The organism is Halomonas campaniensis, from assembly GCF_014193375.1.
Taxonomy (GTDB): Bacteria; Pseudomonadota; Gammaproteobacteria; order Pseudomonadales; family Halomonadaceae; genus Halomonas; species Halomonas campaniensis.
This window is the reverse complement of record NZ_JACHZF010000001.1, coordinates 1-11,120: the sequence shown is the minus strand read 5'-3', so window position 1 is coordinate 11,120 and position 11,120 is coordinate 1. Positions and strand designations below refer to the sequence as shown.

At 69.7% G+C, this 11,120-nt stretch carries 14 protein-coding genes; 6 read left to right on the top strand and 8 right to left on the bottom strand.

The annotated features are described in order from the left end of the window. Positions 1-146 precede the first annotated feature (146 nt). The 4 genes from BDK63_RS00070 to BDK63_RS00055 all read left to right on the top strand — a co-directional run bounded on the left by BDK63_RS00070 (position 147) and on the right by BDK63_RS00055 (position 2,949). Entirely contained in the window at positions 147-608 is a 462-nt protein-coding gene (locus tag BDK63_RS00070) for a YchJ family protein (RefSeq protein ID WP_183329274.1), read from the top strand. A 25-nt stretch (positions 609-633) separates the two neighbouring features. Then, on the top strand, positions 634-1,050 hold the full coding sequence (locus BDK63_RS00065; protein ID WP_221202416.1) for a DUF2703 domain-containing protein: 417 nt from the start codon (positions 634-636) through the stop codon (positions 1,048-1,050). A 151-nt stretch (positions 1,051-1,201) separates the two neighbouring features. Beyond that, positions 1,202-2,278, top strand: coding sequence for a 23S rRNA pseudouridine(2604) synthase RluF (gene rluF, locus BDK63_RS00060; protein ID WP_183329273.1), 1,077 nt, complete (start codon positions 1,202-1,204; stop codon positions 2,276-2,278). A 50-nt stretch (positions 2,279-2,328) separates the two neighbouring features. After that, a complete protein-coding gene (locus BDK63_RS00055; RefSeq protein WP_183329272.1) occupies positions 2,329-2,949 on the top strand; it encodes a DUF938 domain-containing protein in 621 nt (206 codons plus the stop codon). Positions 2,950-2,980: 31 nt separating this feature from the next. On the opposite strand, the gene BDK63_RS00050 is transcribed toward BDK63_RS00055, so the two are convergent. The 6 genes from BDK63_RS00050 to nfo form a co-directional block, all read right to left on the bottom strand. Further along, positions 2,981-3,178: a hypothetical protein gene (locus tag BDK63_RS00050; RefSeq protein ID WP_183329271.1), complete on the bottom strand. Its 198-nt coding sequence runs from the start codon at positions 3,176-3,178 to the stop codon at positions 2,981-2,983. A gap of 89 nt (positions 3,179-3,267) precedes the next feature. Further along, the gene (locus BDK63_RS00045; protein WP_183329270.1) at positions 3,268-4,527 is read right to left on the bottom strand and encodes a TRAP transporter large permease; all 1,260 of its coding nucleotides are present in this window, start codon (positions 4,525-4,527) and stop codon (positions 3,268-3,270) included. Continuing rightward, on the bottom strand, positions 4,524-5,066 hold the full coding sequence (locus BDK63_RS00040) for a TRAP transporter small permease subunit (protein WP_183329269.1): 543 nt from the start codon (positions 5,064-5,066) through the stop codon (positions 4,524-4,526). The genes BDK63_RS00045 and BDK63_RS00040 overlap by 4 nt, the downstream gene beginning before the upstream one ends. Further along, positions 5,067-6,062, bottom strand: coding sequence for a TRAP transporter substrate-binding protein (locus tag BDK63_RS00035; RefSeq protein WP_183329268.1), 996 nt, complete (start codon positions 6,060-6,062; stop codon positions 5,067-5,069). Between the two features lie 99 nt (positions 6,063-6,161). Next, complete coding sequence (locus BDK63_RS00030) at positions 6,162-6,650, bottom strand: GNAT family N-acetyltransferase (protein WP_183329267.1); 489 nt, start codon at positions 6,648-6,650, stop codon at positions 6,162-6,164. Then, a complete protein-coding gene (gene nfo, locus BDK63_RS00025; RefSeq protein WP_183329266.1) occupies positions 6,647-7,498 on the bottom strand; it encodes a deoxyribonuclease IV in 852 nt (283 codons plus the stop codon). Before nfo ends, BDK63_RS00030 begins: the two co-directional genes overlap by 4 nt. Positions 7,499-7,635: 137 nt before the next feature. Between nfo and BDK63_RS00020 the strand changes: the two genes are divergently transcribed. Both BDK63_RS00020 and BDK63_RS00015 read left to right on the top strand, forming a co-directional pair. After that, a complete protein-coding gene (locus BDK63_RS00020; RefSeq protein ID WP_183329265.1) occupies positions 7,636-8,103 on the top strand; it encodes a hypothetical protein in 468 nt (155 codons plus the stop codon). Positions 8,104-8,255: 152 nt separating this feature from the next. Next, positions 8,256-9,485, top strand: a complete 1,230-nt coding sequence (locus BDK63_RS00015) for a DUF4236 domain-containing protein (protein ID WP_183329264.1) — start codon at positions 8,256-8,258, stop codon at positions 9,483-9,485. Between the two features lie 22 nt (positions 9,486-9,507). Here the strand turns inward: BDK63_RS00015 and BDK63_RS00010 are convergent, their stop codons facing one another. Beyond that, positions 9,508-10,467, bottom strand: a complete 960-nt coding sequence (locus BDK63_RS00010) for a zinc metalloprotease HtpX (RefSeq protein WP_183329263.1) — start codon at positions 10,465-10,467, stop codon at positions 9,508-9,510. Positions 10,468-10,470: 3 nt separating this feature from the next. After that, positions 10,471-10,719 carry a hypothetical protein gene (locus BDK63_RS00005; protein WP_183329262.1) on the bottom strand — a complete coding sequence of 83 codons (249 nt, stop codon included), beginning with the start codon at positions 10,717-10,719 and terminating at the stop codon, positions 10,471-10,473. Between the last annotated feature and the right edge of the window lie 401 nt (positions 10,720-11,120).

Here is an 11,120-nt window from a genome sequence, read left to right as displayed (position 1 = left end):
AGATAACTACCATACAGCATGCTGCAGTGCAGTGATCCAGGACAGGTTGACGCGCCAAGTCATTGAGCTCAAGGGAGGTGTGGGTGGAGTCGAGGCGGTCGCAAGCCCCTGTTAACATGGCGCTCTAGTCTCCAGGAGGAACCGTGATGACTCACGTCCGACCCGCCTGCCCCTGCGGCAGCGGCCAGCCGCTGGCCCGATGTTGCGGCCGGTTCCACGCCGGCGAGCCGGCGCCCACCCCCGAGGCGCTGATGCGCTCGCGCTACAGCGCCTTCGCCCTGGACCTCACCGACTACCTGCTGGCGAGCTGGCACGCGAGCACCCGCCCGGCCGAGCTGGCCCCGGACCCGACCACTCGCTGGCTGCGCCTCGAGGTGCTGGAGAGCGGCGAGGAGGGCGATGACGGGCAGGTGCATTTCCGCGCCACCTTCCGCGAGGGTCGGCGCTTCGGCGCGCTGGAGGAGCGCTCGCGCTTCCGCCGGGAGGCCGGACGGTGGTATTACCTTGACGGTAGCCCCAGGGTCACCCGGCTCAGGACCGGCCGCAACGAGGCCTGCCCCTGCGGCAGCGGTCGCAAGCTCAAGGCGTGCTGCGGCCGAGGCGTCTGACGAGAGTCCCATTCACGGAGATTCCATGATGAAACGATCCCTTCCTATCGTGTGGCAGCGCCTGGTCAGCAAGGGCGAGACCTGTGATCGTTGCCGCGCCACCCAGCGTGAGGTGGAGCAGGCCGTCGCGACCCTCGAGGCGGCGCTGGCACCGCTCGGGCTGGAGCCTCGCCTCGAGATCCGCGAACTGGACGAGGCGGCCTTCCGTGCCGATCCGCTGGCGTCCAATCGCATCTGGATTGCCGGGCGACCCATGGAGGATTGGCTGGACGCCGAGGTGGGTCGAAGCCCCTGCTGTTCGGTCTGCGGGGACGAGGCCTGTCGCACCGTCGAGGTCGAGGGCGTGACCTACGAGACCATCCCCGAGACCCTGCTGCTGCGCGCCGCGCTCATCGCCGCGGCCAGCGGGCTCGGTGGTGATGACCCGGTGGCGCCGGCCTGAGCGACTCCCGTCACACGGGCTCCCGCCAGGGGCAGTGTCTGCTTGCCGAGCGCCCGGCCCCAGGCTGGCCGACGGGCGGGCCAGCCCTTACACTGCGCGGCATGCCGCCGTGCCAATCGGCCCACTCTTCACCTCGTCCCGGACGCGTCCCATGGCCCAGACCCTCTCGAAACGGATCAACAAGTACATCAGCGAGAGCGGGATCTGCTCGCGGCGGGAGGCCGACCGCTACATCGAGCAGGGCAACGTGCGCATCGACGGCCGCCGCGCCACCCCCGGCGACCAGGTCTTCCCGGGCAGCGTGGTCAAGGTCAACGGCCAGGTGGTCGAGCCCCTGGCGCTGGAAGAAGAGGACCTGGTGTTCATCGCCCTCAACAAGCCGGTGGGCATCGTCAGCACCACCGAGCCGAGCGAGAAGGCCAACATCGTCGACTTCATCGGCCACGGCGCACGCATCTTTCCCATCGGGCGGCTGGACAAGGACTCCCAGGGGCTGATCTTCCTGACCAACAACGGCGACCTGGTCAACCGCATCCTGCGGGCGAGCAACCAGCACGAGAAGGAGTACCGGGTCACCGTCAACAAGCCGATCACCGACGACTTCATCGCCGGGATGGGCGGCGGCGTGCCGATCCTCGGCGAGGTCACCCGGAAGTGCCCGGTGGTCAAGGAGTCCAGGTTCGTCTTCAACATCACCCTGGTCCAGGGGCTCAACCGCCAGATCCGCCGCATGTGCGAGGTGTTCGGCTACGAGGTGGTCAAGCTCGAGCGGCTGCGCATCATGAACGTCACCCTCAAGGGGCTGGCCGAGGGGGACTGGCGGGACCTGACCCCCGCCGAGGTGTCGACGATCCTCGCCATGACCGAGCACTCCTCCTCCGTGGCCCAGGCCCCCGGCCGCCGCGCTGCCCGACGCAAGGCGGGCAATGGCGCCAGGGCGGGTGCCGGCAAGTCTGGTTCGGGCAAGTCAGGTTCGGGCAAGTCGGCCCCGGGCAAACCCGGCGCGAGCCGTCGGGGCGAGGGCGCCAAGGCCGCCGCGGGGAAGGGGGCGAAGCGCAAGGCGGGCGGCAAGGCTGCGCCTGACAAGGCCCGGTCCGCGACGTCCCGAGGCGGCAAGGCCGTGCCGTCCGCCAAGGGGGGCAGGTCGAAGCCGGCGGGCGCCAAGCCGGGCAAGGCCGGGCGGCCCAGGGGCGGAAGCCCGTCCGGCAAGCCCCGCCGCCGCAAGTAGCCGCCTGGCGAAGTCCCGACCGAAAGAAGTTCCGGCCGCAAGGAGCGCCCATGACCGATTCCCGTCTGCAGAGCCCCGCCGCCGCCCGCAACCGTGGGCCGATCCTCGAGGTCCTTCGGGACGTGCTGCCCGACGGGGCGCGGGTGCTGGAGATCGCCAGCGGCAGCGGCGAGCATGCCGTCCACTTCGCGAGCGCCGAGCCGGGCTGGACCTGGCAGCCCAGCGATCCCCATCCGCGGGCCCTGGCCTCCATCGCCGCCTGGCGCGAGTCCGCGGGCCTGCCCAACCTGCGCGAACCGGTGCCGCTTGACGTGGAAGGCGACTGGCCGCCGCGGACCTTCGACGCCGTGGTGGCCATCAACCTGCTGCATATCTCGCCCTGGGCGGCGACCGAGGCGCTGATGGCGGGGGCGGGGCGCTGCCTGGTGCCAGGCGGCGTGCTTGTGCTCTACGGGCCGTTCCGGCGGGAGGGGCGCCATACGGCGCCCAGCAATGCGGCCTTCGGTGCCGACCTCAGGCGCCGGGATCCCCGCTGGGGCATCCGCGACCTGGCCGAGGTCACCGCCGAGGCCGCTCGTCATGGCCTGGCGCCGGCGCGCGTGGTGGTGATGCCCGCCAACAACCTCTGCGTGGTTCTCGTTTCAGGTCCACGTTCGGGGTCAGACCCTTAAATCCGCTTAAGGGTCTGACCCCGAAAAGGCCTCACTCCGGCATCTCGCCGGGCACCCGGTACTGGAGCGGTTCGGCCTGGCGCTCCTCGCGGGTCTTGGTCTCGTCCTCGGTGGGTACGCCCCACAGGGTCTCGCGGCTGCCGTCGGGGAAGGTGTAGGTGGTGCAGCCGGCCAGCAGGGCAAGGGCCAGGCCGGCGGCGGGCAGCAGCAGGGGTCGGGATCGAATCACGGGGCTTTCCTCGAGGGCATGATATTCATGGCACAGGGCAGTGGGGCCAGCCTGCTGGCTGGCCGTTCGCGGGTCAAGTCGCGTCGGGCTCAACCGGACCAGCCGGCCAGAATCGGCACGTAGACCACCAGCAGCAGCACCGCGATCAGCCCCAGCAGGTAGGGCAGGATAGCGCGGGTGATGCGTTCCAGCGGCAGCTGGGTGACCGACGAGGCCACGTAGAGGTTGATCGCCACCGGCGGGGTGATCATGCCGATGGCCAGCCCCACGACGATGATCAGCCCGAAGTGGACCGGGTCGATGCCGAGCTGGGTCACCAGCGGCAGCAGCACCGGGGTGAGGATGATCAGGGCGCTGGCCGTCTCGATGAACACCCCGGTGAGCAGGATCACCGCCACCACCAGCAGCATAATCACGTAGGGGTTGGTGGAGAGCGACAGTACCGCCTGGGCGATGGCGCCGGGCACCTGCCAGCTGGAGAGCGTCCAGCTGAGCACCGCCGAGGTGGCGATGACCAGCATGATCACCGAGGTGGTGATCGCCGAGCGGATCAGGATGCGATAGACGTCGGGCAGGCGCAGGTCGCGGTACACGAACAGCGATACCAGCAGGGCGTAGTTGACTGCCACCACGGCCGCTTCGCTGGGCGTGAACACCCCCGAAAAGATGCCGCCGAGGATGATCACCGGGGTCATCAGGCCCCAGCTGGCGCTCTTCAGGGTGCGCCAGATGGTGGCCGGCGAGAAGGCGGTGCCCCGCGGGTAGTTGCGTCGGTAGGCCTGGACGATGGCGATGGCGGCGAGGCCGAGCCCCATGGCCAGCCCCGGCAGGAAGCCGTTGAGGAACAGCTTGGAGACCGACTGCTGGGCGATCACCGCATAGATGATCATCGGCACCGAGGGCGGGATCACCACCCCGATGGTGCCGCTGGCGGCGATCAGGCTGGCCGCCGAGGCGGGGTCGTAGCCCTTCTTGCGCAGCTCCGGTACCAGGCTCGAGCCCACCGCGGCGGTGGTGGCCGCCCCCGAGCCGGAGATCGCGGCGAAGAACATGCCGGCCCCCACCGAGACGATCGACAGCCCGCCCTTGAGGAAGCCGAACAGCGAGTCGGCGAAGTCCACCAGCTTCTCGCTGACCTTGCCCTGGGCCATCAGGTCGCCGGCCAGGATGAACATGGGTACCGCCACCAGGGCGAAGGAGTTGATGCCCTGAAACATCTGCTGGGTGACCACCATCAGCGGCACGCCCTGGGCATTCAGGGCCAGCAGGGTGCTGGCGCCGATGGCCAGGGCGATGGGCACCCCCAGCAGCATGAAGACGAAGAACAGCACGAACAGCAGGCCGGTCATGCGGGAGGCTCCTCGGCGGTGCCGCTGCCCGGGTCACTGCCCGCCGGCCCCTTGACGATCAGTTCGAGCAGGTCGACCAGCGCGTACCAGCTCATCAGGGCCCCGCTCAGCGGGATCACGGCATAGATCCAGGTCATCGAGATGCGCAGCGAGGCGGACTTCTGGAAGCTCTGCACCTGCATGTAGCGATGGCCGATGACGATCAGCGCCACCGTGAAGCCCAGCGCCACCAGCACGGCGGCGATGCGCGCCAGCTGCTGCAGGCGCAGCGGCAGGGCGTCCACCACGAAGGTCACGGCGATGTGGCGCCCGCGCTGGAAGGCCAGGGTGGCGCCGAGGAAGGTGATCCACACCAGCAGGAAGCGGGCCACCTCCTCGGTCCAGCCCACGGCGGTGAAGAGCACCCGGGAGACCACCTGCAGCGTGATCACGCCGATCAACGCCGCCATCCCCGCGAAGACCACGGGCTGGATGACGGCGTCGAGGGCGCGCTCACACCGCTGCAGCAGGCCCAGCAGGGATCGCGAAAGGGCTCGCACTTACTGCAGCGCCTCCTGGATGCGCTCCAGGTAGTCGCCGAACTGCTCGCCGTACTTCTCGTAGACCGGCGCCACGGCGGCCTGGAAGGCCTCGAGGTCGGCGTCATCGATGATCTCCATGCCGGCGGCGCGCAGCTCGGCCAGCTGCTCGGCCTCCATCTCGGCATTCACCCGACGCTCGTGCTCGGCGGCTTCCCGGGCGGCCTGCACCAGCACCTCCTGGGCGGCGTCCGGCAGCTGGTTCCAGGCCGGCATGCCCATCACGAAGATCGCCGGTGCATAGGTGTGGCGCGAGAGGGTCATGTAGGTCTGGGTCTCGTTGAGCTTGAACGAGTGGATGACGTTGACCGGGTTCTCCTGGCCGTCGATGGTGCCCTGCTGCATGGCGGTGAGCGCCTCGGTCCAGGCCATGGGGATGGCATTGGCGCCCAGCTCGCGGAAGGTGTCCACGTAGACCGGGTTCTCCATCACGCGGATGCGCAGGCCGTCCATGTCCTCCGGCGAGTTCACCGGCCGCTCGCTGTTGGTCAGGTTGCGGAAGCCGCGCTCGGCGTAGGCCAGGCCCTTGAGGTTGACGTCCGCCAGCTTGTCGAGCAGCTCCTGGCCGATCTTGCCGTCGAGCACCGCGTAGGCGGCCTCGGGGGAGGGGAAGAGGAAGGGCAGTTCGAAGACGGCCATCTCCTCGACGAAGTTGGCCACCGGGCCATTGGTGATCACCCCCATGTCCACGGTGCCGATCTGCATCCCCTCGAGCAGGGTGCGCTCGTCGCCCAGGGAGGCGTTGGGGTAGATGTCGACGCTGACCGCGCCCTCGGTGCGCTCGGCGACCAGTTCCTGGAACTTGACCGCGGCGATATGGAAGCCGTCCTGCTCGTTGACCACGTGGGCCAGGCGCAGGGTGACCGGATCCATGTCGGCGAACTCGGAGGCCTGGGCGGTGGTGGCCAGGGCCAGCGAGACGGAGAGTGCCAGCGTGCTGCGTAGTAAGCCTTTCATTTTTCTGTTTCCTTATTGGTGTCAACGGCTTGTGGTGTCCAACAGCGATCGAGCATGCCCCAGCCCGTCGGTAGCGTCAATCGCCCCCGGGGCGCCGGCTTACAGCCGCCGGTACATCACATGGGCATCCACCGGGCCCAGGGCCGGATGGCGGAAGGCCCCGGCCAGGGTACCGGCGATGGCGAAGCCATGGGCCTGCCACAGGCGCACCGCGGTCTCGTTGGTCGACACCACCAGGTTGTACTGCATGGCCGAGAAGCCGAGTTCCCGGGCCAGCGCCAGGGAGTCCTCGCAGAGCCGGGCGGCGACGCCCTGGCCGCGGGCGGCCGGCGCGACGATATAGCCGCAGTTGGCCACATGGTCGCCGGGGCCGGCCTGGTTGGCCTTGAGATAGTAGGTGCCGAGGGGCGTGCCGTGCCCGTCCACGGCGACGCGCACCGACCGGGGGAGCTCGATCCACATGCGGTGGGCGTCCTGCTCGGTGATGTCGCGGGGCACGGCGTAGGTCTCGCCGGCCCGGAACACGGGTTCCATGAAGGCCCACAGGGCCGGCCAGTCCTCGGGCTGGAAGGGACGGATGCGGATCATGGGGTGACCTCCTGCTGGGCGCGCAGCCAGGCGATCTCCTCGGCCCAGATCGACGGGTCGATGGTCTCGAGCACCATGGGGATCCCGTCGATGCGCGGGTCGCGCATCAGGGTGGTGAAGCAGGCCAGGCCGATGTTGCCCTGACCCAGGCTGTGGTGGCGGTCGACTCGGCTGCCGAGCTTGCTCTTGGCGTCGTTGAGGTGCATGCCGCGCAGGTAGTCGAGCCCCACCACGGCATCGAACTCGTCCAGGGTGGCGGTGGTGGCCTCGGCGGTGCGCAGGTCATAGCCGGCGGCGAAGGCGTGGCAGGTATCGAGGCAGACGCCGACGCGGGAGCGGTCGTCCACCTGCTCGATGATCGCGGCCAGGTGCTCGAAGCGCCAGCCCAGGTTGCTGCCCTGGCCGGCGGTGTTCTCGATCACCGCGGTCACGCCCCGGGTGCGGCTCAGCGCCTCGTTGATCGACTCGGCGATGCGCGACAGGCAGTCGGCCTCGTCGATGGCCTTGAGGTGGCTGCCGGGGTGGAAGTTGAGCAGTGTCAGGCCCAGCTGCTCGCAGCGCTGCATCTCGTCCAGGAAGGCCGCCCGGGACTTCGCGAGGCCCTCGGCCTGGGGATGGCCCAGGTTGATCAGGTAGCTGTCGTGGGGAAGAATCTGCCCCGGGCCGAAGCCGTGGCGGCGGCAGGCGGTGCGGAAGGCCTCGATGGTGGCGTCATCCAGCGGCTTGGCCTTCCACTGGCGCTGGTTCCTGGTGAACAGCGCGAAGGCGTCGGCGCCGATCTCCACGGCGCGCAGCACCGCCTGGTCGACGCCGCCGGCGGCACTGACATGGGCTCCGAGGTATTTCATGGTGAACGCGATGGCTCCCTGGCTGTCACGGATGGTGGCCTGCGATTCTAGCGCAAGTCGTTGCCGGCCGGTGGGTGCCATTCTCCCCCGGCGGCGTGCTAGGGTCGTGTCACCCCAATGAGTTATCAGGAGATTGCATGTCCTTCGCGAAGTCCCTTGCCGTCGCAACGCTGACCGTGGCCCTGGCGGCCCCGGCCCTGGCCCAGCAGATGCCCCAGGGCGGGCCGCCGAGCGCCCAGGATCAGGTGGCCCAGCTGGGCGAGCTGATCGAGCTGGAGGCCGGCCAGGAGCAGGAGCTGGTGGCACTGCTGACCGACTCCCAGGAGCGCATCCAGTCGCTGCAGGCCGACGCCCAGTCGGTGCAGATGCAGCTGCAGCAGAGCATCGGCCACGACTACGACGAGGCCGCCATCCGCCAGGATGCCGAGCGTCTCGGCGAGCTGACCGGCGAGATGACCGCCGAGAGCGTGCTGATGCAGTCTCGCCTCCAGGCGACCCTGACCCAGGCACAGCGCGACGAGCTCGAGCGTCAGGTCCAGGAGCGTCAGGAGCAGATGCGCCAGATGCAGCAGCAGATGCAGCAACAGCAGCAGCCCGCCCAGTAGGCGGGGCCCTCGGGCGGCAGGCGGCCGCCCGGGAACCAGGAGGGCGGCGTCCGGTGACGGGCGCCGCCCTCCTGCGTCTGGCCTCGGCGCCCGCGAACGCCGTCCGTGCTAGGCTGGCGATCAGGACAGCATCTTCGACAGGGGAGGTCAGCGTGGGATTTCGTTTCCAGCGTCGCATTCGCCTTGCGCCGGGCGTCAGGCTCAACCTGAGCAAGCGGGGCCTGGGCCTCTCGGTGGGGCCGCGTGGCGCCAGCCTGAGCGTCGGGGCGCGGGGCGTCCAGGCCCATGGCGGCATTCCCGGCACCGGCCTGGCCTGGCGCGAGAGGCTCGATCGCGCCTCGCCGCCCGGTGCCTCGGCCGATGGTGGCACGACCGACGGCGGCGGCGCCTCCGGTCTCGAGGCCCACCTGGCCGATGGGGGCGAGCTGGCCCTGCAGCTCGAGATCGAGGCGTCGGGGGAGGTCCGCTACCGCCACGCCGACGGCACCCCGATGAGCCGCGACGAGGTGCGGGTGCTGCGCCGCCATGCCGAGCCGGCGCTGCGGGCGGAGCTTGCGGCCCACTGCGAACGGCTCAATGCCGACATCGAACGCCTGGGCCGGCTGCATGAGCAGACCCCGTCCCCCGACGAGCAGGGCTACGAGGCCCGTCACTTTCCCGAGGCCCCTCCTGCGCCGCTGGTCCTCCCGGAGGCTGCCTGGTGGCACCGCCTGTGGCCGCCGGCCCGCCAGCGCCACGAGGCGCAGAACCGTCAGCGACGTGCCGCCCACGGCGAGGCCTACCGGCAGTGGGAGTGGCAGAAGGCCGACTTCGACGCCCGCGAGTTCGCGCGCGAGAAGCGCGAGGGCGAGGGCGTCTGGCAAGACCCGGCGGCCATGGAACAGACCCTGGCCGAGCGCCTCGCCGAGATCGACTGGCCCCGCGAGACGCTGGTCGATTTCGACCTGGGAGAGGACGCTCGGACCATCGCCGTGGACATCGACCTGCCGGGGGAGGAAGAGATGCCCGACCGGCTCTGGCGGCTGCCCGCGACCCGGCTCAGGCTCTCGTCGCGACGGCTCAGCGCGACCCGCCAGCGCAAGCTCTACCGCGACCACGTCCACGGCATCGCCTTCCGGGTGCTGGGTGCCGTCTTCGCCCGGCTGCCGCGGGTCGAGGAGGCGAGGATCTCCGGGTATCGCCAGGTCACCGATCCCGCCACCGGCGGCGAGCGCGACCAGTACCTGTTCAGCGCCAAGGTGAGCCGCCGCCAGTGGGAGCAGATCCACTTCGACCGCCTCGACGAGGTGGACCCGGTCCAGGCCCTGGCGGCCTTCACCCTGCGCCGCGACATGACCCGCACCGGCATCTTCCGCGATATCGAGCCGTTCAAGCTGATCTAGGCGCCTGGCATCGGGCGGCGCTTCAGCGGCGCCTGAGGATCCAGTAGCGTCGGCCCTGGGCATCGGGGCGCGAGATGACCACCGGCGCCTCCGGCGACGGCTCGCGCCGAGGGGCCGGGCTGTCCGCGGCTGTCCCGTCCAGGGCCAGCAGGCGGCGGATGCGTTCGCGGGTGGGCGGGTGGGTCTGCAGGTAGCGCAGCCAGGTGGGAGGCTGCCGGCCGAAGATGGCCGTCAGCCACAGGCTGTCGTGGCGCTCCAGCACGGCCAGCGCCGAGGCCAGCCCCCGGGGGTCGTGGGTCAGCGCCACGGCCTCCAGGTCCGCGGTGTACTCGCGGTTTCGCGACAGGGCCAGCTGCAGCAGGGTGCTCAGCGTGGGCGTCAGGCCGACCACCAGCAGCTCCCGCCACGGCATGTCGATCTCCCCGGCCATCACCAGCGGCAGCATCATCACCAGGCCGAGCTGCACCAGGAAGGCGCCCCAGATGGTCAGCCGGGTCATGGTGGCCGCCATGGACATCACCCGGGTGTCGCCATGGCGCAGGTGGCTCACCTCGTGGGCCAGCACCCCGCCGAGCTGGCGCAGGTTGAGGGTACGGATCAGGCCCTCGGTGATGGCGATGCCGCCGTCATGGCGATCGCCCACGGCGAAGGCATTCAGCCCCGGGGAGGGCGAATAGAACAGCAGCGGCTCGGCCGTCAGCCCGGCATGGCGATAGAGCGCATCGAGCACCCGGTAGAGCTCGGGTGCCTGGTGGCGGCGCAGCAGCCCGGCGCTGGCGTTGGCCAGCACCACCCGGGCAGGCACCCGGCCGCTGAGGTAGAGGGTCAGCGCCACCAGCGCGAAGCACCAGATCACGCCGAACAGGCCGGCCAGCAGGTAGCCGGGCACGGCGAGCACCAGGGCCAGGCCGGCCAGGATCAGCAGGTGCTGCAGGGCATTCTTCAGCCGGTTGGGCAGCAGGCTCGGCGCGGCCCTGGGCATGGGTCAGACGAATTCCGGGTCGTCGGTGCGCACCGTCACCCCTGGCTCCTCCCCCGGCAGCTGCACCGAGAACTCCCCGCCGCCCAGATGGGTGACGGCATGCCCCTCGCGGGTCCGGAAGCTGGGTTCGCCGCCGCCGACGGCGCCGGCATGGGCCAGGTCGCTGATGTCGCGCACGCTGACGAACATGTCGATGATGTACTCGCGCCCCAGGTCGTCCAGGGCGATGAGGGTCCGTTCGTGTTCCTGCATCGCAGCGCTCTCCGATGATGCCCTCGTCCGGCGAGGATTCCCCTTCAGCATCGCAGGCGGGGCCCGGGATGGCGAGGTGCCAGGTCAAGGGATCGCCCCAGCGCCTTGCCGGCAGGACGATTCTGGCGTCAAAAGTGGCAAATTGTCGCGACTCTCGACAAAAATCGATATTCGTGGTTAATTGGTCATGCCAATACAGAGGAGACACGCCATGTCCATCCACGTTCCGACCGTTGCCCTGGATAGCGAAGTTCTCAGCCACTGGGCTGCCTACGCCATCGCACAGCACGCCGCGAGAGAGGCCATTGTCAATGGCCATCAGAACTGACCCACCAGCGGTCAACAAAATTGACCCACCCGTGATCGTCAGCTGAGCGTCTTCTGCTTCAGCCGGTAGCTCT

Bases quoted from the DNA above. Each gene is read 5' to 3' on its own strand.
- BDK63_RS00065 (WP_221202416.1), top strand. From the start codon at position 634: ATGATGAAACGATCCCTTCCTATCGTGTGGCAGCGCCTGGTCAGCAAG.
- BDK63_RS00010 (WP_183329263.1), bottom strand. From the start codon at position 10,467: ATGCCCAGGGCCGCGCCGAGCCTGCTGCCCAACCGGCTGAAGAATGCC.
- BDK63_RS00070 (WP_183329274.1), top strand. From the start codon at position 147: ATGACTCACGTCCGACCCGCCTGCCCCTGCGGCAGCGGCCAGCCGCTG.
- BDK63_RS00020 (WP_183329265.1), top strand. From the start codon at position 7,636: ATGTCCTTCGCGAAGTCCCTTGCCGTCGCAACGCTGACCGTGGCCCTG.
- BDK63_RS00035 (WP_183329268.1), bottom strand. From the start codon at position 6,062: ATGAAAGGCTTACTACGCAGCACGCTGGCACTCTCCGTCTCGCTGGCC.
- rluF (WP_183329273.1), top strand. From the start codon at position 1,202: ATGGCCCAGACCCTCTCGAAACGGATCAACAAGTACATCAGCGAGAGC.
- BDK63_RS00030 (WP_183329267.1), bottom strand. From the start codon at position 6,650: ATGATCCGCATCCGTCCCTTCCAGCCCGAGGACTGGCCGGCCCTGTGG.
- nfo (WP_183329266.1), bottom strand. From the start codon at position 7,498: ATGAAATACCTCGGAGCCCATGTCAGTGCCGCCGGCGGCGTCGACCAG.
- BDK63_RS00045 (WP_183329270.1), bottom strand. From the start codon at position 4,527: ATGACCGGCCTGCTGTTCGTGCTGTTCTTCGTCTTCATGCTGCTGGGG.
- BDK63_RS00055 (WP_183329272.1), top strand. From the start codon at position 2,329: ATGACCGATTCCCGTCTGCAGAGCCCCGCCGCCGCCCGCAACCGTGGG.
- BDK63_RS00005 (WP_183329262.1), bottom strand. From the start codon at position 10,719: ATGCAGGAACACGAACGGACCCTCATCGCCCTGGACGACCTGGGGCGC.